The organism is Paractinoplanes hotanensis (genome assembly GCF_023717965.1).
GTDB classification, from domain to species: Bacteria; Actinomycetota; Actinomycetes; order Mycobacteriales; family Micromonosporaceae; genus Actinoplanes; species Actinoplanes polyasparticus.
Genome location: NZ_JAMQOL010000015.1, coordinates 375743 through 402123, shown reverse-complemented (window position 1 = coordinate 402123; position 26381 = coordinate 375743). Strand labels below are relative to the sequence as shown.

The 26381-nt window shown below is 70.0% G+C and carries 24 protein-coding genes; 8 read left to right on the top strand and 16 right to left on the bottom strand.

The window, feature by feature from the left end; all coding sequences use genetic code 11:
- Both LXN57_RS13385 and LXN57_RS13380 read left to right on the top strand, forming a co-directional pair.
- The coding region (locus tag LXN57_RS13385) for a response regulator (protein ID WP_251798387.1) at positions 1–1088 on the top strand (1088 nt) is incomplete at its 5' end.
- Between the two features lie 73 nt (positions 1089–1161).
- A complete protein-coding gene (locus LXN57_RS13380) occupies positions 1162–3216 on the top strand; it encodes a hybrid sensor histidine kinase/response regulator (protein ID WP_251798386.1) in 2055 nt (684 codons plus the stop codon).
- Between the two features lie 52 nt (positions 3217–3268).
- Here the strand turns inward: LXN57_RS13380 and LXN57_RS13375 are convergent, their stop codons facing one another.
- From LXN57_RS13375 to LXN57_RS13350, 6 genes are read right to left on the bottom strand one after another with little or no spacing between them, the layout of a single operon-like run.
- Positions 3269–4717 carry a putative nucleotidyltransferase substrate binding domain-containing protein gene (locus LXN57_RS13375; protein WP_251798385.1) on the bottom strand — a complete coding sequence of 483 codons (1449 nt, stop codon included), beginning with the start codon at positions 4715–4717 and terminating at the stop codon, positions 3269–3271.
- An 8-nt stretch (positions 4718–4725) separates the two neighbouring features.
- Positions 4726–5475 carry a LytR/AlgR family response regulator transcription factor gene (locus LXN57_RS13370; protein WP_251798384.1) on the bottom strand — a complete coding sequence of 250 codons (750 nt, stop codon included), beginning with the start codon at positions 5473–5475 and terminating at the stop codon, positions 4726–4728.
- 4 nt (positions 5476–5479) lie between these two features.
- Positions 5480–6772, bottom strand: a complete 1293-nt coding sequence (locus tag LXN57_RS13365; RefSeq protein WP_251798383.1) for a histidine kinase — start codon at positions 6770–6772, stop codon at positions 5480–5482.
- Positions 6759–8465 (bottom strand): solute symporter family protein, encoded by a 1707-nt coding sequence (locus LXN57_RS13360; protein WP_251798382.1) that lies wholly within the window; start codon positions 8463–8465, stop codon positions 6759–6761. The genes LXN57_RS13365 and LXN57_RS13360 overlap by 14 nt, the downstream gene beginning before the upstream one ends.
- Positions 8462–8782, bottom strand: a complete 321-nt coding sequence (locus LXN57_RS13355; protein ID WP_251798381.1) for a hypothetical protein — start codon at positions 8780–8782, stop codon at positions 8462–8464. The genes LXN57_RS13360 and LXN57_RS13355 overlap by 4 nt, the downstream gene beginning before the upstream one ends.
- A gap of 32 nt (positions 8783–8814) precedes the next feature.
- Positions 8815–9231, bottom strand: a complete 417-nt coding sequence (locus tag LXN57_RS13350; RefSeq protein ID WP_251798380.1) for a hypothetical protein — start codon at positions 9229–9231, stop codon at positions 8815–8817.
- 256 nt (positions 9232–9487) lie between these two features.
- Between LXN57_RS13350 and LXN57_RS13345 the strand changes: the two genes are divergently transcribed.
- The 3 genes from LXN57_RS13345 to LXN57_RS13335 all read left to right on the top strand — a co-directional run bounded on the left by LXN57_RS13345 (position 9488) and on the right by LXN57_RS13335 (position 13790).
- Positions 9488–9835 carry a DUF4212 domain-containing protein gene (locus tag LXN57_RS13345; RefSeq protein WP_251798379.1) on the top strand — a complete coding sequence of 116 codons (348 nt, stop codon included), beginning with the start codon at positions 9488–9490 and terminating at the stop codon, positions 9833–9835.
- Positions 9832–11508 (top strand): sodium:solute symporter family protein, encoded by a 1677-nt coding sequence (locus LXN57_RS13340; RefSeq protein ID WP_251798378.1) that lies wholly within the window; start codon positions 9832–9834, stop codon positions 11506–11508. Before LXN57_RS13345 ends, LXN57_RS13340 begins: the two co-directional genes overlap by 4 nt.
- 176 nt (positions 11509–11684) lie before the next feature.
- Entirely contained in the window at positions 11685–13790 is a 2106-nt protein-coding gene (locus LXN57_RS13335) for an EAL domain-containing protein (RefSeq protein ID WP_251798377.1), read from the top strand.
- Between the two features lie 50 nt (positions 13791–13840).
- Here LXN57_RS13335 and msrA read toward each other — a convergent pair whose 3' ends face one another.
- From msrA to LXN57_RS13310, 5 genes are all read right to left on the bottom strand, one after another.
- The gene (msrA, locus tag LXN57_RS13330; RefSeq protein ID WP_251798376.1) at positions 13841–14344 is read right to left on the bottom strand and encodes a peptide-methionine (S)-S-oxide reductase MsrA; all 504 of its coding nucleotides are present in this window, start codon (positions 14342–14344) and stop codon (positions 13841–13843) included.
- 271 nt (positions 14345–14615) lie between these two features.
- Positions 14616–15395 carry an endonuclease/exonuclease/phosphatase family protein gene (locus LXN57_RS13325; protein ID WP_251798375.1) on the bottom strand — a complete coding sequence of 260 codons (780 nt, stop codon included), beginning with the start codon at positions 15393–15395 and terminating at the stop codon, positions 14616–14618.
- A complete protein-coding gene (locus LXN57_RS13320) occupies positions 15392–16858 on the bottom strand; it encodes a phosphatase PAP2 family protein (RefSeq protein WP_251798374.1) in 1467 nt (488 codons plus the stop codon). Before LXN57_RS13320 ends, LXN57_RS13325 begins: the two co-directional genes overlap by 4 nt.
- A 9-nt stretch (positions 16859–16867) precedes the next feature.
- Complete coding sequence (locus LXN57_RS13315) at positions 16868–17863, bottom strand: YihY/virulence factor BrkB family protein (protein ID WP_251798373.1); 996 nt, start codon at positions 17861–17863, stop codon at positions 16868–16870.
- Positions 17856–18770 carry a diacylglycerol/lipid kinase family protein gene (locus LXN57_RS13310; protein WP_251798403.1) on the bottom strand — a complete coding sequence of 305 codons (915 nt, stop codon included), beginning with the start codon at positions 18768–18770 and terminating at the stop codon, positions 17856–17858. The genes LXN57_RS13315 and LXN57_RS13310 overlap by 8 nt, the downstream gene beginning before the upstream one ends.
- A gap of 110 nt (positions 18771–18880) precedes the next feature.
- On the opposite strand from LXN57_RS13310, the gene LXN57_RS13305 reads away from it, so the two are divergent.
- Both LXN57_RS13305 and LXN57_RS13300 read left to right on the top strand, forming a co-directional pair.
- A complete protein-coding gene (locus LXN57_RS13305; protein WP_251798372.1) occupies positions 18881–19657 on the top strand; it encodes an MBL fold metallo-hydrolase in 777 nt (258 codons plus the stop codon).
- Positions 19654–20247 carry a DedA family protein gene (locus LXN57_RS13300; protein WP_251798371.1) on the top strand — a complete coding sequence of 198 codons (594 nt, stop codon included), beginning with the start codon at positions 19654–19656 and terminating at the stop codon, positions 20245–20247. Before LXN57_RS13305 ends, LXN57_RS13300 begins: the two co-directional genes overlap by 4 nt.
- A gap of 7 nt (positions 20248–20254) precedes the next feature.
- Here LXN57_RS13300 and LXN57_RS13295 read toward each other — a convergent pair whose 3' ends face one another.
- Positions 20255–21208, bottom strand: a complete 954-nt coding sequence (locus LXN57_RS13295) for a serine hydrolase (protein ID WP_438872869.1) — start codon at positions 21206–21208, stop codon at positions 20255–20257.
- Positions 21209–21348: 140 nt separating this feature from the next.
- Here LXN57_RS13295 and LXN57_RS13290 point away from each other — a divergent pair, with 140 nt between their 5' ends.
- Positions 21349–22326 (top strand): methyl-accepting chemotaxis protein, encoded by a 978-nt coding sequence (locus tag LXN57_RS13290; protein WP_251798369.1) that lies wholly within the window; start codon positions 21349–21351, stop codon positions 22324–22326.
- 76 nt (positions 22327–22402) lie between these two features.
- Here LXN57_RS13290 and LXN57_RS13285 read toward each other — a convergent pair whose 3' ends face one another.
- The 4 genes from LXN57_RS13285 to LXN57_RS13270 all read right to left on the bottom strand — a co-directional run bounded on the left by LXN57_RS13285 (position 22403) and on the right by LXN57_RS13270 (position 26252).
- Positions 22403–22882 carry a mycothiol transferase gene (locus tag LXN57_RS13285; RefSeq protein WP_251798368.1) on the bottom strand — a complete coding sequence of 160 codons (480 nt, stop codon included), beginning with the start codon at positions 22880–22882 and terminating at the stop codon, positions 22403–22405.
- 431 nt (positions 22883–23313) lie between these two features.
- Positions 23314–24342: a S1 family peptidase gene (locus LXN57_RS13280; RefSeq protein ID WP_251798367.1), complete on the bottom strand. Its 1029-nt coding sequence runs from the start codon at positions 24340–24342 to the stop codon at positions 23314–23316.
- A 159-nt stretch (positions 24343–24501) separates the two neighbouring features.
- Positions 24502–25758 (bottom strand): FAD/NAD(P)-binding protein, encoded by a 1257-nt coding sequence (locus LXN57_RS13275; RefSeq protein ID WP_251798366.1) that lies wholly within the window; start codon positions 25756–25758, stop codon positions 24502–24504.
- Positions 25755–26252 (bottom strand): winged helix-turn-helix domain-containing protein, encoded by a 498-nt coding sequence (locus LXN57_RS13270; protein WP_251798365.1) that lies wholly within the window; start codon positions 26250–26252, stop codon positions 25755–25757. Before LXN57_RS13270 ends, LXN57_RS13275 begins: the two co-directional genes overlap by 4 nt.
- Positions 26253–26381 lie beyond the last annotated feature (129 nt).

Below are 26381 nucleotides of genomic sequence, written 5' to 3'. Positions count from 1 at the left end.
TGTCTATCGATGGCTCCACGTCTGTTTCGAGGACCGCCCGAAACCACCGATTCACCCGTGTCATCCCGAATCGGCTGCCATTCCTTGCTGAGATCAGTTCATTGCCCATCGTGCTGATGTCGGTGACCGTTCCACCGGCACCGACAGAGGCAGCCAAATTCGGAATCGCGGCGACCATCACCAAGCCCATACAGCAATCCCAGCTGTACGACTGTCTTATGCAGGCCGTCGCCGGCCAGCAAACGGACGTGTCCGCTCACGCCGCTGACGTGGGGTCACCGGAACCCGCCAACGGTCATCGGCTGCTGTTGGCCGAGGACAACGAGACGAACCAGATCGTCGCCGTAGGCGTCCTGCATGAGCTCGGCTACCAGGTCGACATCGCGGCCGACGGTCAACAGGCCCTGGACCTGCTCAACCGAAACGCCTATCGCGCGGTGATCATGGACTGTCAGATGCCCAACATGGATGGTTACGAAGCAGCGCGAGAGATCCGCCGCAGAGAAGCCGACACCACGCCGCTCGACGATCCGAGCGACGATGGGCCGCCACCCCGGATTCCGATCATCGCGATGACTGCGGCGGCTCTCAAGGACGACCGTGACCGCTGCTACGCCGCCGGCATGGACGACTACCTCAGCAAGCCCTTCGAACCCGCCGACCTCGCGTCGACCATCCGGCGCTGGGTCGACGACGCGAGCCCGGCCGGACCGGACCGCCCGATCGCGGACCCCGGCGACGCCGATATCACCGACCGACTCACCCAGCTCCGGGAACACCTCCCACCGGCAAGCATCGACCGGCTGACGGCGTCGTTTCTCCGCGACGGCCTGCGCTGCATCGCCGACCTACGTACCGCGTCCGAACAAGCCGACGCCGACGCAGTTGCTCGGACTGCGCACACCCTCAAGGGCGCAGCCTCCAGTATCGGCGCCGGCGCCCTCGCCGCGCTCTGCCAATCACTGGAAGAACAGGCGACCGGCGCCGGCCTGGAGGACCCGGGCGAGGCGATCGCCCGGCTCGAGGCTCAGTACGAACACACCCGCGACCTGCTTCAGTCGATCACGTCGAGCACCGCCTCGCACTGACCGATCAGCGAAGCGCTTGATAACCCACCACAACGGGCTGAGATATCTACACATACCTGAAAGGAGGCGCGCGATGGGTACCGTCCTCGTCGTCGACGACCACACCACCAACCGTGAGCTTGTCCGCGACATTCTCACCCACCGCGGTCACACCGTCATCGAGGCCCACGAGGGCGCCGAAGCGCTCGGCCTGGCCCACGCCCAGCACCCCGATCTGGTCCTCACCGACGTACTCATGCCGGGAATGGACGGCTATCAACTGGCCCAGGAACTCCGTGCCGCTCCCGACACTGCCGGCACACCGATAGTCTTCCTCACCGCCAACTACCTGCCCGCCGAGGCGCAGCCGGTCGCTGACGCCTGCGGCGTGGCGAAGGTGCTGCTGAAATCCGTCGACCCGCGAACCCTTCTGGACGCCGTCGACCAAGCCATCGCCACCTCCACTCAAACTCACCGCGAGTTCGACCCCGAACAGGCGGCTCACGCCCGCCAACAAGCCGTCGACGCGAAACTCATCGAGCGGACCGAGGCGCTCGCCGAGACCGCGGCACGATTCCAGATGATGGCCGACCACTCACCCGTCGGCACTGTGTTCGGCGACGAGCACGGCGCTGCGAACTACATCAACAGTCGATTCACCGACATCATGGGCCTGTCCCCCGACGACCTGTTAGGCCTCGGCTGGCTGTGCTGCGTCGACCCGGATCAGCACAACAAGATGCTCTCTGTGGCCGGCGCCGGCGCACAGGACCACGCGCAGCACCGTTACCGCGGCGAAGTCACCATGCCCGACGGGTCCGCTCGGTGGCTGCACGTCCACATGCAGGGCATCCCGAACAACAACGGCGGATCACATGGGTTCATCGCCACCATCGACGACATCACCACCGTCGTCGAGGCCGAGCGACAGAAGCAGGCCGCCGACCGGAAACGCTACGTCGACGCCCGCATCCAAGCCACCCAACGCCTCGAAGGCCTCAGTCGTCTAGCCGGCGGCGTCGCCCATGACTTCAACAATATCCTCGGCGCGATGCTCGGCTTCGAAACCTTCGTCACCGAAGGCATCACCGAACTCATGAACACCGGCCACATACCCAGTGACGCCGGCCGCACACTGCTCAGCGATCTGGAACAAATCCGCAACGGTGGCCACCGCGCCACTGACCTCACCCAGCAGCTACTCACCTTCGGCAGTCGGAAGCACCTCTCCGTCGCCCCGCTGGACCTCAACCAAGCCATCCACGAATCCTGCGACCTGCTCGCCCCCACCATCGGCAAGGACATCGACGTCCTCACCGACCTCGCCGTAGATTTACCCCATATTCTGGCCGAATCCGTCAATATTGCCCAAATCCTTCTCAACCTCACCATGAACGCGTGCGACGCCATGGAGTCCGGTGGAACCCTCACCATCAGCACGTCCAGCACCGCCATCCAGGGCGGCGAAGACGGTCCCTGCGGCGGCCTCCCGCCAGGCCGCTACGCGCGACTCACGATCCGCGACACCGGCGTCGGAATGACTCCCGACGTCCTGGACCGCGCGCTCGAACCCTTCTTCACCACGAAGGGCCGCGGAAAAGGCACCGGGCTGGGCCTCGCCACCACCTACGGCGTGATCAACCAACTCGGTGGATCCCTACGCATCGAATCCGCACCACACCGCGGCACCACGATCACCATCCATCTACCCACCGCAGACGAGACTGCCGAGCCGCCTCCCGCGCCCACAGCCCAGTCCGCACACGGCGGAACCGAAACCGTCCTCCTGGCCGACGACGAGGAGGGAATCCGCGAAACCGCCGCCCGCATCCTCACCCGGGCGGGGTACACCGTCATCACCGCTGCGAACGGCCCCGACGCCCTCAATCTGGCCAGCCACCATCATGGGTCCATCCAGCTGCTGCTCAGCGACGTCGTGATGCCGGGCATGCCCGGCCCCGAACTCGCAGACCTAATCACCACCGACCGTCCCACGGTCAACGTCCTGTTCATGTCGGGATACGCCGACGGACTCATCAACGACCGAGGCCTTCTACCGCCAAGTGCCACGTTGCTGACCAAACCATTCACTGCGAGCCAACTCCTCGCCGCGGTCCGAGCATCGCTCGAAACTCATCGACTGGCCTGACCGCACGCCCGTCGTTGTACACACCCCGCCCGTCGGGGATGGCGGCGGGTGGTCAGGACGCCGGCATCCGTTCGAGCCGGGCCATCCAGTTCTCGTCGATCGCGGCCTGCACGGCGTGCACAGCCCGGAAGGACTCGCGGAGGTGCCGACGGGTGAGGGTGTCCAAGGTCTTCGGGCCGATGTACGTCGTGGGGGTGGCGCCGGAGCGCAGGGCGTCCGCCTCATGGCGCAGTGCCAGGGTGTAGACGTCTTCGAAGGCGCCGGTCAGCGTCTGTGTCTCGTCCAGGGTGAGCAGCCCGTGGGCAGCGCCGCGGTGCAGCCGTTCGGGCGTGTTGCCGCCGGCGTCGCCGGTGGCGATCGCCACCCACCGGGCCAGTCCGACCACCGGAGCGAGCCCGCCCCTCTTGAGATCAAGCTGGCCACCGTGCGCGCCGCCGTGTTCGACGACGAAGTCCCGGATGATCCCGGTGGGTGGCCGGAAGCCCAGTGCCTCGTCCAGCAGCGCCCGCAGGAAGCGGGTGTCGCGGGCGTGGCCGCGGATCGGGTCGGTGAGGCACCGGCCCAAAGCCGTCTCGGTCAACGGACGGCTGTCCGCGACCATGGCGTACCTCAAGAGGGACCGTTCCTGGATGGTTTCGCGCCGCCAGGTTGAGATGGCGCCGGCCCACTCCGACCGGGATCGGCTGAACTCCGCGGTGTTCGCGTTCGTTCCGTTCGGGCACGGCTCCAGTCCGCAGCGCCGCAGGTCGTCGAGGACTCCGCCGGCGGCTGCCCGGATTGCTGCAGCCCGGTCCGGTGTGGTGGAGTCCGCCCACACCAGGGCGGTGTCGATGTCCGATCGCGGCAACGACTCGCGGCGGGCCAGGGAGCCCAGCGCGACCCAGGAGTGACTCACCTCTGCCAGCACCGGATCGGCGCGCGCCCATAGCACCCGGCGCACGATCGCGTCGACCACGGCGGCGTGAAGGGCGCCGATGTCGATCGCGGCTACACGGCTGTCGCACAGCGCGACCATCGCCGCGGGCAGCAGCTGCGCCGCGGCCACCACCTCGTCGACAGTGGTTGCGGTGTCGATGGCCGACCGGACCAGGAGCGGGTCGCGCACCTCGGCGTGGGCGAGGTCGACCGCCCGCAGCACGCCGACCGGCCGGCCGTCCCGGTCGATCACCACCAGGTGGTGCACCGCGTGTTCCACCATCTTGAGCAACGCGGCGGCCTGCGTGGCATCTTCGTCGACTGTCAGCACAGGGGCTGCGACCAGCTGCGCGACCGGGGCGTCGATGCTGAGCTCGCCGGTGGCGACCCGGCGCCGGAAGTCGTGATCGGTGACGATGCCGAAGCCGGCCCTGGTGCGCACCAGGGCGCAGGAGTGAACGCCGGTGCTGATCAGCCGGGCCACATCGCGGATCCGGTCGGTGGCCTGGCACCACAGGATCGGGCGAATGGGCTGCGCGAGTCGGCGCTCGACTGGTGACACTACGGTGCCGGGGTCCTCCGCCACGACGCACCCTAGATGCCGAACCGGCGGCGCAGTTCCCGCGCCTGACGTCGGGCGACCTCGACCCGGCTGTGCTGCCGGTCGTCCATCATGAGGACGAATGCTCCTTTGTAGTCGGGGACGAGTTCGCGTACGTGGTCGAGGTTGACCAGATACGAGCGGTGGGTGCGGAAGAAGTGACCGTGCAGCCGGCGCTCGAGTTCGTTCAGCGAGAAGCTCACCAGCAGCCGCTCGTCGGCCAGATTCAGGTATGAGTAACCACGGACGGCGCTGGCGTAGACGATCGACGCCGGGTCCACCAGCACCGTCCGCCCATCGCGCTGGACAGGTATGCGGGCCGGCTGCTCGGTGCCCGGCGGCCCGCCCCGGACCAGAGGTCCAGGGGCGGCGGCGTGCACGGTGCCGGACAGGGCACGGTCCAGGGCACGGCCGAGCCGCTCCGCGTCGAAGGGCTTGACCAGGTAGTCGACCGCCGCGAGGGCGAAGGCGTCGACGGCGTGGTCCGGGTAGGCGGTGGTGAAGATGACTTTGGGTTGGTGGGGCAGCTCGCGCAGGGCCGCGGCCACCGCCAGTCCGGTGCCGCCCGGCATGCGGATGTCGAGCAGTACCAGGTCGTAGTGGAGCCTGCCCAGCAGGACCAAAGCCTCCTCACCGTTCGCGGCCTCGCCGACCACCTGGATATGGCCGAACCCCTCGAGGAGGTAGCGAAGTTCGGCGCGGGCAGGTGCTTCGTCGTCGACGATCAGTGCGCGAGCGCGCATCCTGTCATCGTAGGGGGATACGTAGTTCGACGGCTGTCCCGGCACCGACGGTGGATTGGACATTGAGGGCATAGCGCTCTCCAAACAGGGTTTCGAGCCGCTGCGATATGTTGCGCAGGCCCACGCCGCCGTCGGCGCCGGCCGCACCGGTGGTGAGCTGTGCGAGCACGTCGGCGGGGATGCCTACGCCGTCGTCGGTGACCTGGATCAGGGTGGTTCTGGTCAGCGGGTCGACGCGGGCTCGCAGGTTGACCGTCCCGCCCTCGACCTTCTCCGCGAGCCCGTGCTTGACAGCGTTCTCGACCAGCGGCTGGATGATCAGCACCGGCACGTGCGTCGTCAGCACCTGCGGGTCGATGTCGTAGCGCACGCGCAGGCGGTCGCCGAAGCGGGCCTGTTCCAGGGACAGGTAGGTACGGACGAAGAAGTACTCCTGGGCGAACTCGGCGAAGTGGCCGTCCTGGCGGACGGTGTAGCGAAAGAAGTCGGACAGCCGCACCAGCAACTGCCGTGCCTCATCCGGGTCGTCGCGAGCCTTGGAGGTGATGGTGTTGAGGACGTTGAACAGGAAGTGCGGGTTGATCTGCGCACGCAGCGCATCGAGCTTGGCGTCGACCGCAAGCTTGCGTTCCAGGTCGAGCTCGGCGAGTTCGAGATGCAGCGACAGGATCCCCGCCATGTCCTCGACCAGCTCGCGCGACGGCGGGTCGGCGTCGGTGCGATAGACCTTGAGCGTTCCGACCAACCGGTCGCCGATGGCCAACGGCGTGACGACGGCCGTCTGCAGCGGACAGCCGGGCACCGGGCAGCCGATCTCCGACCGGCGCCGGACGACCGTCGTCCGGGCACGCCTGATCACCCGGGCCGTCGTCCCGGTCGCCGGCTGGCCACCGACGAGATGATGGTCGGCGCCCGGGCCGACGAAGGCCAGTACCTGCTCGCGGTCTGTGATGGCGACCGCGTGGCCGCCGAGGAGAGGCCGCAGCAGCTCGGCCGTGCGGCGTGCCGCGTCGGCGGTCAGTCCGGAACGCAACGGCATCGAGCGTCCCGCCGCCGTGATCGTCCGGGTGGTGCCGAGGCTGATCGCGGTCCAGCCCGGCTGGCGCAACGCCCGGCCTGCCCGCGGCCCGCGGAGGGCAGACGGATAGCCGATCGTCAGGACGGAGGTCAGCACCACCCCGACGACCAGCGTGATGCCGGTGGCCAGCGGGGGGTCGACCAGCACCTGGGTGGCCAGGTAGACCAGGCCCCAGGTCCCCGCCACCACCGCGGCGAGCAGAACGCTACCGCTGCGCACCTGTCCTCCTCCCCTGCCCGCGGCGCCTGCCGCCACTGATCATCAGCCGGGCCAGCCGTTCGGCGTGCCGGTCGGCCGCGGTGCCGTGCAAGGCCGACCACATCCGTTCGACATCCGGCGGCACGGACGTCCGCCGCGAGACGAGCACGGTGAGCGCCGCCGCCACCGGCGCGGCGATGAGTGTGGGGGTCAGCAGCAGCTCGCCGACGCCCCGGTCCCCGACCAGGATCCCGGCGGCGAACATGGTCAGCGCGACCGCCGCGCCGCCGGCCATTCCGGCGGTCGCGCCCGCCGCGGTGATGCCGCGCCACCAGATCGCGAGGAGAAAAACCGGGGTGAGGGCCGAACCGGCCAGCGCGAAGGCCCACGTCACCATCGTCGCCACGATCGACGGCAGCACCGCGACCAGCGACTCGGGCCGCATGGCGAGCGCGGAGCCCGCCGAGGCGAACGCCACCACCACGACGGTCGCACGGCCGGCCCGGACGGCCTGCCGCTGGGTGGCCCGGGGGTTGATGTGCCGCTCGTAGACGTCGTGACCCCAGGACGCGGCCGAGGCGAGCAGGAGCCCTGCGATGGTGGACATGACGGCGACCAACGCCCCGGCGGCGATCACGCCGAGGCCGGCATTGCCGCCGTAGATCCGTCCCAGCACCGGCAAGGCGTGCTCGGGCATGCGCAGGACACCGTCGACCGTCAGCTCCGCCAGCCAGGCATTGTCCTTGACCGCCGCGGGGATGAGCGCCCTGGCCGCCGTGCCCAGCATCACGGCGAGGGCGTAGAAGATCCCGGCCAGCCCGAGCACCCAGACGGTGGTCATCCGGGCCGCGGTGCCGGTCGGGCTGGTGAAGTACCTGTTCATCACATGCGGCAGGCCGGCCGTTCCCAGCACCAGAGCGATGATCAGGGCGAACTGCCCGAGCCGGCCGTAGCGCGCTCCCGGCTCGTTGAAGGCTGCCGCCCCGTCGTCGTCGACGCGGTTCTGCTCGAGCGCCAGCCGCCACCCGTCGTCGGTGTGGACCGCGGCGGTCAGCGGCTCGGCGGAGAGGTCGGCCACCGCGCCCCCGTAGCTGAACCCCGACCCGAGCACCGCCACGGCGAGCCAGACGAGGGCCGTGAGCAGGAGGAGGAACTGGACCGCCTGGGTCCAGGTGGTGCCGCGCATGCCACCGAACGCGACCAGGCCGGTGATCGCGACCGTCGAGAACAGGACCCCGGTGGCGTACGGCGACAGCCCCGCGACGCCCCGGCCCACCAACAGCTCCCAGGTGATGCCGCTGCCCACCGCCTGTGGGATGAGATACGACAAGATGATCAACTGCACTACGCCCACGGCGACCAGGCGGACCCGCTCGGACGCGAGCCGGCGGCCGAGGAAGTCGGGGATCGAGAACTCGCCGAACCGGCGCAGCGGTGCGGCCACGAACAGCAGGACCGGGACGAAGCCGGCGGCGAATCCGACCGCGTACCAAACACCGTCCACGCCGGAGACGTACACCGCCGCGGCCACGCCGAGGAAGGACGCGGCGGAGAAGTAGTCGCCGCAGATCGCGCACGCGTTGGTGATCACACCGACCCGCCGACCGGCGAGATAGAAGTCTAAAGTGGACACTCCGCGAGGACGGATCACCACGGCGAACCCGGTGACCACGAGCAGCACGGCGGCGAGGGCGGCAAGGCTCGCGCCGTTCACCGGGCGCCGTCCTCGGTCGGTTCCTCGTCACGCGGGCCACCGAGCATGCGGGCCTCGACAGCGGTGGAGAGGGTAGCCGCGGCAAGGCCGATGAGGAAGAAGAACACGTAAAGGCCGAAGGCAGCCATCACGAAACCGGGGCTCATGCCCCCGATGAGGCGGCTGTCCGACCACCAGACGAGGGTTACCGAGAGGGCTGGAACAGCGGTGATGGCGACGAGGAAGACGGCGAAATAGCCGATGGCGACCCGGCGAAGGGTCCGGAACGCCGCGTCGACCTCCGCCGGGGTGTCGGACTCGTCGACGTGGTTTCCCATAGCCGCACCCTAGGGAAGGCCCGGTCAGGATGCTACGTCACGGACCGGAGGCGAAATCCCGCACGGAGCAGCACGACCCCGCCGCCGGCGGCCATCACCAGACCCATCCCAGGCAGCAACTGCCCCCAGGAGTCGGTGGCGGCACTGAGGTAGCCCAGGCGGGCGACCTGCCAGACGACGATGGCCAGGACAGCCAGTGCGGGTGCCAGGCAGTGGGCGATCGCCAGCTTCCGGTACGGCAGGAGCGCGCCCGCGACGGCGAGGAAGCCGGCGCCCAGCGTCCACAGCCCGGGCCCGGCCGTCCCGTACAGGGAGCCGAACGGTGTGGACACCCACGGCAGCAGCGAACCGACCACGACGATCAGCCCTCCGACGAGCATGCCGGCGCTGCCGCGGTGCAGGACGCGCCGGCGGTTCGGCGCAGCATCAGCACGTGCGGTCGAAGACATGGCCGAATGCTAGGCCGGAACCGGACCGGAACCGCCAGGTCAATCGGCCGGCGGTCGGGTCTGCCTCGCGAACGGTGGGTTCGGCGGCGTGAGCGGCTCGTCGGCGCTCGGAGCCGTCGTTCGTCCCGCCGTTCGACCGCTCGGGAAGTGAGATCCGCCACTTGCCGACCAGCTCTTGATTGCCGCTCGCCGTGGCGTTTCCCTTCGCACAACACGGTATGACCCACTCCACGTCTCAAGAAAGGAGTGCCGGGACATGGCCGAGGCGACACCCCCAAGCGGAAAAGGCGTCGACGAGACGCCACCACCGGACGACGGCACGCCGCCGGACAATGGCTGGCGGAAGGAGTATTGGAAGCGGAATCTCCGAATCATGGTGGTTCTGCTGATCATCTGGTTCGTCGTCTCCTTCGGCTGCGGCATCCTGTTCATCGAGCAGCTGAACAAGGTTGAGATCAACGGATTCCCACTCGGCATGTGGTTCGCGCAGCAGGGGTCGATCTATACGTTCGTGCTCCTGATCCTGGTCTACGCGGTCCTGATGGACCGCCTCGACGACCGTTACGGCGTAAGTGAACGTGACGGGGACGGGAGGCGGATGTGACCGAGATCCAGGGCTGGACACTGGGCTTCATCACCCTGACCTTCGCCATCTACATCATCATCGCCTGGCGGAGCCGGGTGAAGGAAACGGCCGGCTTCTACGTCGCCGACCAGGGCATCCCGACCGTCGCCAACGGAGCGGCGGTGGCGGCCGACTGGATGTCGGCAGCGTCGTTCATCTCCATGGCGGGCCTGATCGCCTTCCTGGGGTCGGACGGATCGATCTACCTCATGGGGTGGACCGGCGGCTACGTCCTGCTTGCTCTGCTGCTGGCGCCCTACCTGCGTAAATGGGGCAAGTTCACGGTTCCCGAGTTCGTCGGCGACCGATACTCCGAACTCGTCCGCACCATCGCCGCGCTCTGCGCCATCATCATTTCCTTCACCTACGTCGTCGGACAGATGCGGGGCGGTGGAATCGTCTTCAGCCGGTTCCTCAAGCTCGACATCAACGGCGGCGTGGCGGTGGCCGCGGCAATTATCTTCATCTATGCGGTGCTCGGCGGGATGAAGGGGATCACCTGGACGCAGGTCGCCCAGTACTCGGTTCTGATCGTCGCCTACCTGATCCCCGCGATCGCGGTCGCCCAGCAGATCACGGACTGGCCGATACCGCAGGTGACGTTCGGGACGATCCTCGACGAGCTCAATGCGATCAGCGTTCAGATGGGGCTGAACCAGTACACCGAGGCGTTCGCCTCACGACCGCAGATCGACGTCTTCCTGGTGACGATGTCACTGATGATCGGCACTGCCGGCCTGCCCCACGTGATCATCCGGTTCTACACCACGCGCACCGTCCGCGGCGCCCGCTACTCGGCGTTCTGGGCCCTGCTGTTCATCGCCCTGCTGTACACCACTGCCCCCGCGGTGGGTGCGTTCACCAAGCTGAACCTGCTGCGCGACGTGCAAGGCGTTGCGGTCGACGCCCTCCCGGCCTGGGTCGGGAACTGGATGGCGACCGGCCTGATCACGATCGCCGATGACGTCCAGACCATCCAGTCGGTCAGCAACAGCCCCACGTCCGGCGCCGACCTGATCGTCAACAACGACATCCTGGTGCTGGCGAGTCCGGAGATCGCCGGTCTGCCCGCGCCGATCGTCGGGCTGGTCGCGGCCGGCGGCATGGCGGCGGCGATGTCCACCGCTGCCGGGCTGCTGCTGGTCATCTCGTCGTCGGTCTCGCACGACCTGTACTTCCGCCGGATCAAGCGCGACTCGACCGACAAGCAGCGGCTGCTCGCCGGCCGGATCGCGATGGGCTTCGCGGTCCTGGTCGCGGTGTACGCCGGTATCAACCCGCCGGCCTTCGTGGCGCAGGTGGTCGCGTTCGCGTTCGGCCTGGCGGCATCGACGTTCTTCCCGATCATCGTGCTCGGCATCTTCTGGAAGCGATGTAACGCCACCGGAGCCGCCTCCGGCATGATCGTGGGCCTGCTGTTCACCGCCAGTTACATGATTTACACCCTGCCGGTGTTCGGCACCTCGGCACACGACCACGTCCTCGACATCAGCCCCGAGGGGATCGGCGCCATCGGCGCGATCATGAACTTCGTCGTCACGATGGTGGTGTCGAAGATGACGGCGCCTCCACCCGCCGACGTGATGGAAATGGTGGAGAACATCCGCTACCCAGCCAAGACCCGCGCGGTTCCCGTGTCCCGGGAGAACTGACCATACCCACTCACCGACCGGTCCCCGCCACCCCGGCGGGGACCGGTTCCCGCGTCTGCCTCAGTGGTGATCGATAGTGGTGATCGATTTGATTGGGGCCGGTGGGTCGCTATCATCATCGGACGCCGCACTCGGAAGCGCTCCAATGCGGGAGTGTTCGAAACCGGAGGCGTTGGATGGCGAATCAGCGCTTCGCGGTGATGGTGGGCGTCGACGACGCCGGCTCACTGCTGCGTTTCGCCGAGCGTGACGCCGAGGCCATGCGCGACCAGTTCGAGGCCGAGGGTTTCGAGACCTGCCTGTTCACGGGGCTGAACGCCACTGCCGGCGAGATCAAGGCGACGCTGCGTCAGGCCGTGATGCGGTCCGGGAAATCGGATGTCCTGGTGGTCTACTTCGCCGGTCGCACGGTCACTCCGGAGTGGAGTCGCGGCGCCGACACTTACCTCATCACCCACGATCTCGACGAATCGGCTCTTTCCGAAAATCCCGATTCGGGCGTACGAATGGCATTCCTGGAACGGGACGTGCTGGAGTTCTTCGCCGGCGCCGCGGTGCTGTTCGTCGACGCCGTGGGCGACGCCCCCGAGGGGTCGCGGCCCGCCTACAGCGCCCTCACCTCGTATGCGGAGGACGCCGCCACCCGCGAGGACCCGGTCATCCGGCATGGCGTGCTGACCGCGCACATCCTCGCGACTCTGCACCGGCAGCCGAGCGTCACGTTCGGGTCGCTGGCTCAGGCCGTACGCGAACAGGGTCTGACACCGCAGGTCATGAGCCCGCCCGAGGGTGACGCGGTCGTGCTGGCCGGGCCGGCCGACCAGCCCGGGCGGCCCGCCTCGCGCCCGCTGGCCAACCCGATGGACGCGGCCGCGGGCGAGATCCTGCACCTGATCAGCCGGCTCACTCACCACGCCCGGATGCCCCGGCACGCTGCCCCGCGCTCGGCCGGCAGCCGCGCCGAAGCCGGAGGGGCCGCGCCCTCCCGCGTCGAATACCTGCGCGCCGCCACCGACGCCCACTCGTCGGCCCTGCTCGAGTACACGGCGAACGGCTTCCAGACGATCGACTCGTCCAAGCGATTCGACCTCGACGTGATCCGGCCGCTGCTGCGTTTCCCGGCCGGGGCCGACTGGTTCGGTCACACCGTGCACGACGACCATCGCACCGTTCTGTGCGTGCCGCTGCGCCTGGCCGAGGGCCGGTCCCTGCTGCTGGCGCTGGTCGACCCGGTCGCAGACCTGCTGGGGCTCGGGCAGCCGCTCGCCAAGATCCTCGAGACGATCTGGCGTACGGATTTCGCGGCGTCCCCGGACGAGGCCGAGATCGAGGTCCTGACCGCGCTGCGGGACGCCTTCGGCAGGCTGCCCGTCCCGCTCTACGAGCACTGCTTCGAGCTGTACCGGCGGGTCGTGAAGTCGTACTGCGTGGTCTTCCAACCGGTAGTGACGCTCGGTAAGACCGCTCGGCGGGTCGGCGTACACAGTTACGAGGCGTTGGCCCGCCGCTCGCCCAGCGACCAGCGCGCCCCCGTCGCCATGCTGCGGCTGGCCGAGGTGTGGGGCGACCGCTTCGTCGTCGAGCGCGACAAGGTGATCCTGCGGATGGCGTTGCACGCGTACGCCCAGGCCCACGCCGAGGGCCCGTGGGCCCAGCCCAAACCGGTCTCGGTCAATGTCGCCGTACGGTCGCTGCTCAGCGACGCGTACGTCGAGACGCTCCGCACGACGATCGCCGAGCTCGCCATCGACCCCGAGACGGTGACCCTGGAGATCTCGGAGCAGGACCCGATCGAACCCCGCCGCGGCGAGCAGTGGGCCGAGGCCCCGCACGCCTACTTCCACAACCGCCTGGCCGCGATCGCACGCGACGTCGGGGTGGCGTTCGCGGTCGACGACTTCGGCGAGGGGTACGCGTCGCTGTCGCGCATGGCCGAGCTGCCGCTCACCCAGATCAAGGTCGACCGCGCGATCCTGCACCACCCGCTCGCGGCCAAGGAACTTTCGCTGGTCATGGACACGGCCCGCTACGCCGGCCACGCCCCGCGGGTGGTCATCGTCGAGGGTGTCGACAACGAGTCCCCGCTGACCCTGCGCGAGATCTACGAGCAGCGCATCCGCCACGTGCAGGGCTACATCACGCGCCAGCCGGCCGCCCCCACGCTGAGCACGATCTCGCCCGAGACCAGCGAATACATCGCCGCCCTGGTCCGCGGCGACGACGAGCACCGGGACACCCTGATCACCCGCGCCGACGACCTCCCGCTGCAACGTGGCGCCTGAGGTGCCGGTATAACGGCCGTGATCTGACCGCAATGGCGGGACGGTAGCCGCTAGGCCACGCGGTGCGGCAGCTTCCAGTCCGGCCGCGGGAAGTGGCAGGTGTAGCCGTCCGGGATCCGCTCCAGGTAGTCCTGGTGCTCCGGCTCGGCCTCCCAGAACGGCCCGGCCGCGGTCACCTCGGTCACCACCTTGCCCGGCCACAGCCCCGACGCCTCGACGTCCGCGATCGTGTCCTCGGCGACGCGCTTCTGCTCGTCGCTCTCGAAGAAGATCGCCGACCGGTAGCTGGTCCCGATGTCGTTGCCCTGCCGGTTCATCGTCGTCGGGTCGTGAATCTGAAAGAAGAACTCCAACAGGTCCCGGTACGAGGTCACAGCCGGATCAAAGGTGATCTCGATGGCCTCGGCATGCCCGTCGTGGTTGTAGTAAGTCGCGTTGGCCACGTTCCCCCCGGTATAGCCCACCCGGGTCGAAACCACCCCCGGCCGCCGCCGGATGAGGTCCTGCATCCCCCAGAAACAGCCCCCGGCCAGAATCGCCTTCTCCGTAGCCATGCCACCCACCTCGTCCGTCGCTGAGTTACCCGCTCCAGCGTTACCCCTCGACCGTCCCACGGCTACTGTCACGTCGGTCACGCGATCGCGATGGCTCTGAGCGATCAGCTCCTGTTTGCCGTCGGCGACAGCTTCCTTCCCGCCAGCCCGCTCGACGTACGCGGCTCGAATGTCCTGCCATCGCGACCAGCCGCTCATATTCTGTCCTCCTGCTGAGCGACCGACGTCAGGTCCGGTATGCGTGGTCTGAAGAACCGAATCAGCAGCGCTGTCAGGCCGGCAGGTCGACGCGGACCGGGTAGTGGTCGGAGGCGTACTCGGTCTCGTCGCCGCGGATCACGGTCATGTTTGTGGCGCCCTCGGCCAGGGTGGGGCCGGCCAGCACGTAGTCGAGGCGCATGCGGGAGAACTCGCGGCCGCCGCCCTTGGTGGTGGGGACGGTCAGTGGGGAGCCGGCGCCGGCCACCCGCCACAGGTCGGTGTAGCCGGCGTCCAGGAAGGCGGCCACCGCTCTGGTGTCGGCGGAGCCGTCGCGGGCCAGGTGGCGGGCGCGCAGGAAGCCGGGCTGCGGCGCCAGCGTCTCGGTGTGGTCGGTGCCGGGGTTGAGGCCGTTCAGGTCGCCGGCTATCACCGTGGGGAGCCGGGTGGGGCGGTAGCGATGGGCCAGCCACACGGCTTCGCGCATGCGGCGGTACGGCGAGAACGGGTTCAGGTGGGCGCTGACGATGCGCAGCGGGCCGGTGTCGGTGGCTACCGTGACCACCGCGGCGGCGTGGTGGAGGCGCCAGCGGACCTCGGCGCGGTCGATGATTTCGAGCGGCGGGCGGACCAGCACGGCCACCGGCTGGCCCAGGAAGGAGCGGGCCAGGTGGGGCACCATGCCGACGGCCTCGGCGAGCTCGTTCAGCACGCGGCCGTCGTTGCGGTCGAAGTTGCGCAGCTCCTGAAGGGCCAGCAAGTCGGGCTGCTCGCGGCGGATCACGGCGGCGATGGCATCCAGGCGGCCGGCGCCGCCCGTCTTGATGTTCCAGGTGACGAAGCGCAGCGTCATGCGGTCACTGCCTGGCGGTCGCGCACCTCGTGGGCCTCCTCGGCGGCCTCGGTGACCGTCTCGGCGTGGTCGTTGGGGCGGATGATCAGGTAGAGGGCCCCCACCCAGCACAGCGTCAGCAGGGACGCGCCCAGAACGTCGGTCGGGTGGTGCATGCCACGGTACATCCGGGACAGTGCCACCATCGCCGGCATCAGGACGGCGAGCACCGGGAAGATCCAGCGCCACCACTGGCGTACGCGGGGCATGCTGACGACCGCGATGGCCGCCCACAGGCACATGGTGGCGGCGATGTGGCCCGACGGGAACGACGACGTGGGCATCTGGCCGTCGAGCTGTTCGACCGAGGGTCGTTCGCGACCGGTTGCGGCGGCGGCGCAGAGGAACAGGGTGAGCTCGCCGATCATGGTGAGCACGATGAACACGACCGGCCGCCACTGCCGCCACAGCGCCAGCGCGAGCGGGCAGAAGACCAGGCAGACGATGAGTACGGCGTGTGTGTCGCCGGCCTTGGAGGCGAGCCAGCTCAGGTAGTCGAGGCGCTCGGTGCGGAACGTCTGGAGCCACCGCGGCACGGCGTCGTCGAACGGGGGCTCCCAGCGCGTCACCGCGTACCCGACGAAATAGAGCAGACCGAACGTGAACACCCAGCCGACCAGGATCTCGGCGCCCTTGGCCCAGGGGTGGGGCAGCACCTTGTCCTCCGCGGGCGCGGGCACCAGGTCGTCGGCGGCGGCGGGGTCGAGGCCGTCGGTTGCGGGCGGCGCCGGGTGGCCGGCCTCGCGGCGCCAGACCCGGAACGCGTACGCCGTGACACTGATCCAGGCTAGGCCGAGCATCCAGCCGGCCAGCACGTCGGAGAGGAAGTGCACGCCGAGCGCGATGCGGGTCAGCCCGACGGCCACGATGATCGCCGCCGCCACCGAGAGGATCCACGCCTTGTGCCGGCCGCGGGTGGCCGACAACGCGACCAGCGCCAGCATGCCGTACACAATGGTCGCCCCCAGCGTGTGACCGCTCGGGAAGCTGTTGCCGCCGCCGACCGCGACCGGGTCGGCGACCACCGGGCGCACCCGGCCGACCAGCGCCTTGAGCGACGGGTCGAGGACGGCCGCGCCGAGCCCGGTGACCGCCGCGTAAAGGGCGAGGCGGGGCAGGCGGCGGATCAGCAGCAGCAGAACCACCATGACGACCAGGGGCACCAGCACGCCCCGGCCGCCGGCCGAGGTGATCGTGGTGAGCACCTTGACCAGCGCGGGGTGCGGCGCGACCAGGTCGTTGAGGCCGGTGGCGATCGACTGGTCGAGCCGCCGCAGCGGGCTCCACTCCGACCGTACGAGCAGAAGGAGGGTGCCGAAGGCCAGGCCGGCCAGGACGACGGCGGTCAGGCCGGCCACGCTGCGTCCGGCGAAGTGCCGCAGGGGGGCCCAGCCGGTGCGTTCTACCACTCGGTTGTCGGTCACGGCCCGGTTTTACCCGGAGCGCCGATTCCGTACACCGCTGGTCGAACGGGCCGAGGGCTCCCATTTGTCCTTCTTGGCCGGCCGCGGAGCACCCACCCGCGCCGCCTCCAGCTGAGCCGCGAACGCGATGCCCAGGAACAACGCGATGCCGGTCAGGTTGGCCCAGAGCAGCAGGGCGATGATCGCGGTCAACGGCCCGTACGTGGCGCCGAAGCCCTCGGCGAAGCGGACGTACCCGGCCAGCATCAGGCTGGCCAGCCACCACAGCGCCGTGGCCAGCCCGGCGCCGAACAGCAACCAGGACAGCCCGGGCTGGTGCCGGCGCGGCGAGTACTTGAAGAGCACGGCCACCGCGAAGACGATCAGCAACAGGCTCAGTGGCCAGCGCACGAAGTCCCAGGCCACCCGCAGATCATCGGCCCACGCCCAGTGCCGTGCGGCCGCGTTTCCGAACGGTCGCCCCGCCACCAGGAGCAGGAACCCGAACAACGCGGGAATGCCGGCCACCGCGGCGAGGATCGTGGCCCGGATGTACTTGAACAACGCCGGCCGGTCCCGTTCGACGCCGTAGATCCGGTTCGCGCCCCGCTCGATCTGGCTGATCGCCGTGGTCAGGGCGAACAGACCGGTGATCAGACCCAGGGTCAGCGCCAGCTCGCCGGCATCGCTGCTGCCCTCGCTGTCCTCGAGCAACTCGGCCACGAGCGGATCGCTGGCGCCCGGGGTCAGTTCGAGGACCGTCTCGGCCACCACCCGGCCGCCGTCCTCCGCGCCCAGATCGGCGGCCAGGCCGGAGAGCGCGATGAGGAACGGCACGATCGCCAGGCACAGCTGGAACGCGAACGCCCGGGCGTGGCTGAAGCCGTCGCCGTACCGGAATCGGACGAACGCGTCGCGGACCAGCGGCCAGCGGCCGTAGTGCCACAACGCCTGAACGGCATCGTCGGCGGAGAGCTCGTCCCCGCTCATGTCACGGGTCTGCGGCACGGGCTCCGTACTACTCACGGGCGGCCTCGCGGATGTCTTCGGCCGCCTCGGCCGCGGAGCTCACGTCGTACGCCAGGTCGGGGTCGCCCGCGGGGCGGGGAACGCAGAGCAGGAGAGCCTTGGGCTTGATCGAGATCTTGAGGGTCCGGCCGGGCTCGATGAGGTCGCCGTCGAGCTGCCGCGGCTGCGCCGACCGGGCCTGAATCTCGACCTGCTCGGCGGTGTAGGTCTCCATCAGCGGCACACTCTTCCGGCGACGGATCACGCCCCAGGCGAGCGACACCCAGTGACCCAGGTTGTTCGGGCTCAGAATGGCGACGTCGAGCTTGCCGTCGGCCGGGTCGGCCTCGGTCAGCAGGGTCACGCCGCCCTGGAGCCGGCCGACGTTGCCGACGATCACCGAACGGGGACGGCGGGGCATCACCTTGCCGCCGTCGAGCACGATCCGTACCCGCATCGGCCGCTCCCGCAGCGCCTTGACCCCGCCTCCGATGTACGCCAGCCAGCCGATCCGCTTCTTGGCATCGTCGGAGGTCTTCTCCAGCATCTTGGCGTCGAAGCCCATGCCGGCCATCACCGCGAAGCACTTGTCGCCGGCCACGCCCACATCGATGCGCTTCCGGCCGCCCTCGAGGGCCACCTCCACGCCGGTCGCCGGGTCGGCGCCGAGGCCGAGGTTGGCCGCGAGCAGGTTGCCGGTGCCGGCCGGCAGCACGGACATGGTCACGTCGGACCCGGCCAGGGCGGTCACCACAGCCATCACGGTGCCGTCGCCGCCACAGGCGAAGACCAGCTCGGCCCCGTCCGCCACGGCCTGTTTCGTCTGACCTTCGCCCGGGTCCTCGGGGGTGGTCTCGTACCAGGACGGCTCCGGCCATCCGGCGCCGGCCAGGCCCTCGCCGATGATCCGGCGCAGCTCGTCCATGTCGGGCACCTTGGTGGGGTTGACTACTACGGCGCTGCGGGGTCCAGTCACGGCGACAGTGTGCCCGTCCTGGGTGGGGATCGAAACTCGGCTTCTGTACGGTGAATTGCGTGAGCACGACTTCGGTCACCTGGTGGGGGCACAGCACCGTGTGGCTGGCCGACTCCGGCACGTCCCTGCTGACCGATCCGGTGCTCACCGGCCGGGTGGCTCACCTGCGCCGCATGGCCGGCCCGCAACCGGCGCTGCCCGGCGTCCCCGACGCGGTGCTGCTCTCCCACCTGCACGCCGACCACTTCCACGTCGCCTCCCTGCGCAAGCTGGGCGGCACTCCCCAGCTGATCGTGCCGCGGGGGGCCGGGGCGTTCGTGGTCAAGGCGCTGGGCTTCGAGGCGGCAGCCCGCACGGTCGAACTCGGCCCCGGCGACGAGACGACCGTCGGTTCGCTCCGGGTCCGCGCGGTGAAGGCGGCCCACGACGGCGGCCGCGGCCCGTGGTCCCGTGAACGCGCCGTCGCCATCGGGTTCGTCGTCGAGGGCGAGGCCCGCACCTGGTTCGCGGGCGACACCGGCCTGTTCGACGAGATGAACGACCTGGCCCCGCTCGACCTGGCCCTCGTACCGGTCGGCGGCTGGGGCCCCACCCTCGGTTCGCTGCACCACCTGGACGCGACGGCCGGGGCCGAGGCCCTGCGCCGGGTGAAGGCCGCGTGGGCCGTCCCGGTCCACTACGGCACGTTCTGGCCGCTCGGCATGGGCCGGGTCCGGTCACACATGTTCCGCGACCCGGGCGAGGAATTCGCCCGCGTCGCGCTGCGCGCCGCCCCCGACTCCCACGTGCGGGTGCTGGCCCACGGCGAGAGCTTGTCGATCGGGCGTCCCGCGTGACGGCCACTCTGGGCACGCTGGCCTGGCTTTTCGCGGTTGTGGCGTTCGGCGCCATCATTCCGATCGTCCCCACCGGGGCCGCGGTCAGCGGCGCGGCCGCGCTGGCCTTCCACGAGCACCACCCGCTGACCATCGTCTTCGTCATCGCGGCCGGCGCCGCCGGCGCCTACGTCGGCGACCTGGTCATGTACGCGATGTGCCGGCTCGGCGGCGAGAAACTGGCCAAGCGCCTGCGCTGGCTGCGCGACGAAGAGCACCTGGTGTCGGTCAAGGAGCGCCTGCACGAGAAGCAGATCCCGGTGCTGCTGGTCTCGCGGCTGATTCCCGGCGGCCGCGTGCCGGTGCTGCTGGCCGCCGCCTTCGTGGGCATGCCCTGGCGTACGTTCGTGGTGGCCAACGCCCCGGCCTGCGCGCTGTGGTCGGCCGTCTACGCCGGCATCGGCGTTGCCGGCGGCTCGATCTTCCCCGAGCCGTGGGAGGGCGTGGTCGCTGCCGTCGTGCTGATCCTGATCATCAACCAGACCGTCTCGTGGATCTCGAAGCGGCGCGACGCCCGCGCCGCCGCTGATGCTTCAGGTGCCGGCGCCTGAGCTTCGCTCAGTATTTGAGGTGCTGGCGCGTCAGCTTGGCGACCTTCTGCACCGTCGCGATGCCGCCCGACATCGTGGCGTTGTCGTGCGAGAGGACGGCGATCGAGACGTCGGTGCCCGGCCCGGTGACCCGGCCGACCGAGTTGATGATCCAGCGGTAGTTCTCGGTCGAGCGGGCCAGCCAGCCGTTCTTGACCGTGAACTTCTCGGTGCTCCGGGCAACCGCCGGCACGCCCCAGTCCTGGCTGTCGTCGACGGTGCTCATCAGCGTGTAGGCCAGCTTGCGCGAGCCGGCGTCGAGCGGCCCCGACGTGTCGGTCAGCTCGGCCAGCAGCTTGACCTGGTCGTTCACGGTCGTGCGGGTCAGCCCCCAGGCACTGTTGACCTTGGTCTCGGTGAGGCCCAGCCGCTTGTTGCAGGCGCTCACCCCCGAGGCCCGGCCCAGCTTCGAGAACAGCGAGGTGGTGGCATCGTTGTCGCTGAGCCGGATCATGCGCTTGGCCAGGGAGAGCTCGGTGGCCGTGAGGTCGCGGCGGGCGTCCTGGGCCTTGAGCAGCAGGCAGGCCAGCACCTGCACCTTCACGACGCTCGCGGTCTCGTATTTCTCGGTTCCCCGGTACGAGTAACGCTGCCCCGTGCGGCGGTCGAGCACGGCGACGGAGAACTCCGGGGCCGACGCGGCGTACTTCTTGAGAGCGGCGTCGAGCGCCTTGACCCGGGCGGCGCGCACCGCGGCCGGGCTGGGCGTCTTCTGCACGGCGGGCGCCTGAGCTTGAGCGCCCTGCCGCGGGGCAGCCTGGGCTGGGGCTCGAACGCCGGCTTCGCTGAAGGTGCCGGCAAGCGGTCGCGTGCTGCCCCCGGAGTCGCGCATCATGCCCACCCCGACCAACCCCGCACCCCCGAGGACGCCCGCCATCGCGGCGCCCAGGATCCAGATTCGCGTACGTCGCACGCCTGCCATAGTGCCAACTCGCGACGGTTCATGGGCGTCCCAGGGTGCTCCGCGTACGAGATTGACAGCAAGTATCGACTGTCGGCGCACATTCCGCTCACCGAGGGCGATCACGTTTGAGGCGTGCCTCCCTGGCGCATCATGGGAACATGCGCATCCCGTTGCTGTCACCGTCCACCATTGCCGAGCTGGCCCGTTCCGCCGTCGGCCAGGCGGTTGAGACGGCGGCCGCAGCGGCCACGGTCCCCGTCCGGGTACTCGGCCTGCTGGGCCAGACCGAGCTGCTGGTCAGCCGCGTGACCATGCTCGCCGACGAGGCCGAAGCCCTGATCCAGAGGGTGACCGCGGTGGTCGAGGCGGCCGAGTCGACGGTCGCCGACGCCCGCTCGATAGCCACCACCGCCTCCGGTGTAGTGGGCCAGGCCGTCGAAATCAGCTCACGCGCCGGCACAGTCGTCGGCACCGCCGAAGAGATCAGCTCACGCGCCGCCACAGTCGTCGGCACCGCCGAAGAGATCAGCTCACGCGCCGCCACAGTCGTCGGCACCGCCGAAGAGATCAGCTCTCGGGCCGGGGCCGTTGTCGGGCGAGCCGAGGATGTCAGCGGGCGCGCGGCCGTGGTCGTCGGGACGGCCGAGGACGTCAGCGGCCGGGCCGGCGCCGTGGTGGGCCGGGCCGAGCAGGTCAGCGAGCGCGCCGAGGGCGTGGTCCTGCGCGCGGTCGGCATCTCGGACGCCGCCGCGGGCGTGGTCGAGCGGGCCACCGCAGTCAGCGCCCAGGCCGAGACGGTGGTGGGCCGGGCCGACAAGACCGCCACGGAAGCGGCCCTGCTGCTGGCCGCCTACTCGGAGGCGCTCATGAAGGGCGCCCCGATCGCCCGCCGCTTCGTCGACGAGCTCTCGCCCGAGGAGGTGACGGCCGCGATCCGCATGATCGACCAGCTTCCGGCCCTGCGCTCCCACCTGGTCGACGACGTGATGCCGCTGCTCGGCAAGCTCGACCAGGTCGGCCCCGACCTGCACAAACTGCTCGAGGTCACCGAAGACCTGCACCTGGCCATCGCCGGCCTCCCCGGCCTGAAGCTGCTCCGCCGCCGCGGCGAGGAGCGCGTCGAAGAATCCCGCTGACCACCCCGAGCGGCACCCGCCCAACGAACCGCGCGGCAGTCTGCGGCACAGCTTCAGCCCGGCGGTGAGAGGCTCGTCAACCCGGTGGAGCGGCGGGCGGGTCCGGTGTTCTGAGCGTGTCGCGCAGCAGGTCGAGGTGGCCGCAGTGCTGAGCGGTCTCACGGATCATCTGCACCAGCATCCACCGGAGGCTGACCGGCGCCTTGCCGAACGAGGGCAGCGCCGCCCGCCCGTCGAGCCCGCCGAAGCCGACAACGGCGGCCCGGCTGCGGGCGCACGCCGACGCGTACAGGTCGCGCAGTGTCTCGACCGAGTCGTCACCGGCCGACGCCCAGGCCCAGGCCTCGTCGGTGCCGACGGACGTCCACGGCTGCGGGAAATCGGCGCCGAGCAAGGTGTGGGTGAACCAGAGATCCTCCATGTGAGCCAGGTGCTTCACGATGCCGCCGATGGTCATGCCGGTGGCCGGCAGCAGACGTGCGGCCGCCGTCCGGTCGTCGATCCCGTCGAGCGCGGCCGAGGCCATCGCGCGGTGCTCATCGAGAAACTGGAGCAACGTCTCGCGCTCAGGTGGGTGCAGCTGGGGATATTCGCTCAGGACAGGACCTCCTCCCGATCACCGGTGCGGTGCGACCGGACGTGCCCCCGATTCTGCCGGGTCCGCCGCTCCCCCGGCGCTGCCCAATCCGGACCTGTGGATAACCTCGCGCACCCGTCTGCCGGCCGTCGTAGCGCGCTCCGGCAACCGATCCGGCAAGCCACCCGATCCGGGGTAGGGCTGCCCTACCCTCCGACCACGGATTCCGCGGGTTGGTCATGAGCGCCGGGGACAAACGGGGCAGCTGGAGCCGGCGGAGCCGACTGCCGCCAAGAATCCTGCCGACGCGGGAATGGTCGTCAGTCGGCCCGCCGCCTCGCCGCGCATGCGAACGGCCCCGCCGATGAGGACGGGGCCGTTCGGTGATCAGCGATTCAGGAGCCAGACGATCAGTACACCTGGACGCCGTACACGTTCAGGGCCTCGGTGACCGGCTGGAAGTAGGTCGTTCCACCGGTGCTGCAGTTTCCGCTGCCGCCCGAGGTCAGGCCGAGGGCCCTCGTGCCGGCGTAGAGCGGGCCGCCGCTGTCGCCCGGCTGGGCGCAGACCGTGGTGCGGATGAGGCCGGAGACCGAGCCCTCGGCGTAGTTCACCGTGCTGTTGAGGGCGGTCACCCGGCCGGACCGGATGCCCGTAGTGGAGCCGCGGCGGGTGACCGTGGCGCCGACGGCGGGGGTGCCGGCGGAGCTGATCTCCTGCGAGCCGACCGTGCCGCTCTTGGTGATGCTCGTGTTCGTGTAGCGGACGATGCCGTAGTCGTTGCCGGGGAAGCTGCTGCCCGCGCGGGTGCCCAGGGTGGCCGAGCCGTTCGTCCAGGTCGAGGCGATGTTGGTGCAGTGGCCGGCGGTCAGGAAGTAGTAGGTGCTGCCGGAGCGCACGTTGAAGCCGAGCGAGCAGCGACCGCCGCCGGCGTAGATGGCGTCGCCGCCGCTGATCTTCGTGCTGAGCGTGCCCGCGGTCTTCTCGATGCGGGCGTTGTCGCCGAGCTTGGCCACGGTGGCCTCGACGGAGGCGAGCGCGGCGCCGGTGACCGAGCTGTCGACCTCGACGACGACCTGGTTGCTGACCGGGTCGACGGCGAACGCGGTGCCGGGGGTCTTCAGGCTGCTCTTGAGGGCGTTGTCGGCCGCGGCCAGCTGGGCGCCGGTGCGGCTGACGAAGCGCGGGGTGGCGCCGGCGGCCTTGACCGACTTGGCGGTCGCGGCGTCGGTGACGTTGACGACGACCTTGCCGGCCGAGTCGATGTAGGAGCCGGCAGCGTTGACGCCGAACTGGGAATCGAGCTTCTGGGACAGAGCGGACGGGGCGAAGGAGTCGCCGGAGGGGGCGGCCGACGCGGGTGAGGCGGCGAGTCCGGTGCCGACGAGCATGCAGGCAGCAAGGCCGACGATCGGCCGGCGCAGCTTCCGGTTGAGCACGGGGGTCCTCCCAGGGGGTGGGGGTACGCCGGATCCGGCGTACCGCTCTGCCCTCGGAGTATTGAGGCATCTCGATGGTTCGACAAGATGTTCACATTTTCGCGTCCGTGAGCGAAACCCTCTGACCTGCGCGAACACCCACGCATAGCGCGAATCGTATTATCCAACCGGGATGGCTAGACCCCGAGCCTGCGAGCGGATCTCGGGCACGGCCGTCGTCTCCCACCGGGCGCCCCGGCGCAGCGGCCCGATCAGCCACCGGTCCTGCCGAACACGCCCGTCGGCACCGATCAGCCGGCCGGCCGGGTCGATGTCGAGCCCCAGCCCGTGCGGGCCGACCCGGGCCTGGCCGACCGCGAGCAGGCTGCCCACGAACGATCCCGCGGCCTCCGGCAGCCGGCCGGGCCCGGCACAGTTCACCACCGCGCCGAACCACTGCACGCCCGCCTCGAGCTCGACGAGCAGACCCCCGGCGGCGGGCGCAGTCATCGAGCGGATGCCGCCGGCCCGCACCTCGAACCGGCCCTCCTCCCGCACCCGGGCGATCCGGGCGCCCACCGAGGGAGCCATGCGGTGCCGGTGACACTCCCAGGGGCGGGCCAGGTGGCGCAGGAACGCCTCCTGCTCGTCGGGCGTGAAGGCGGTCCACAACTCGTCCAGGTACGGACGCAGCCCGTCGACCACAGCCCGCCAGTCCCCCACGCGGGCCGCCTCGGTCCGCACGGCCCGCACGATGTCGCGCAGGGTCGCGCAGTCGTCGAGCGCCAGCCCGATCGGCGGCGCGGCCACCTCGGTGTGGGTCAGCGGCAGCCGGCCCCGGCGGCTGACCGCGGTGATCGGCGCGTCCCGGTCCGAGGCGGTGAGCGTGAGCGCGACGTCGATCGCGGTCAGCCCGGCCCCGACCAGCAGCACCGGGACGTCGGACGGGATGGCGTCGAGCGCGCCCTTGGCCCACGGGTCGCCTATGTAGTCGGGGTGGTCGGGCCGGGCCGCGGGCTGCGCGGCGGCCGGGTTGCCGGTCGCGACGACGACGCTCTCGGCCCGCACCTCGGTTCCGTCGGCGAGGCGCACGCCGGTCGCGGTCAGTCCGGCCGCCCGGGCCCGGCGCACGTCCAGGCGCTCCGAGGAGGGCAGGACCGAGCGCAGGTAGCGGCCGTATTCAGCCCGCGGGCGGAACTCGTCGGGCGAACAGCCGGCCCAGCGCGCGAAGTGCCCCGGGTCGTCCGGATCGGCGCTCATCGCACCGGCCCGCGAGTTGAGCAGGTGCCACGGCCGGGCCGAGCCGTAGGCCAGGCCGCCGCCCGGCTCGTCCGGCTCGATCAGCACGACCCGGTCTTCGGTGCCGCGCAGCAGTTCGCGGGTGGCCAGCACGCCGGCACACCCACCGCCGACGACGGCCACGGTCCGACGGGTCACCGCTCGACCACGGTGACGCAGGCGTCGTCGGCCAGGCGGTAACCGAGCCCGTAGACGGTGGTCACGACCTCGGGGTCGGCCAGCTTGGTGCGCAGTCGGCTCACGTGCACGTCGACCGTCCGGTTGGTGGTGTGCGTGTGCCCCCACACCTGGGCCAGCAGCTGACTGCGGCTGAACACCTGACGCGGGTGCCTCGCGAGGAACAGCAGCAGGTCGTACTCGAGGCGGCTCAGGTCGAGCCGCTGCCCGGCCCGGACTGCGGTGCGGGCGCCGGGTTCGAGCCTCAGCGCGTCGCCGGTAGCCGGCGGCTCCTCGACCGAGACGGCCGTGCCGGCCGCGTCCACGAAGTCACGCAGGGCGGCGACGACCCGGTCGCGGCCGGCCCCCGAGCCCGAAATGCTGATCGTGACGGTGACGGGTGGCTCGGGCCGGTCGGGCACGGGATGCAGACGGCGGCGCGGAATCGTGGGGTGGGCGACGGCGAGCGCGGACATGGGGTTCTCCCTCCGGTGGCGGCCCGAACAATATATCTCCTATCTGCAAAATAGGTTAAGACCCGGCCGGCGGGTCGGCCGCTCGAAGCGGCTGATCCTTCCGGATTCCGCGGCGATCGCGGAGAAGTA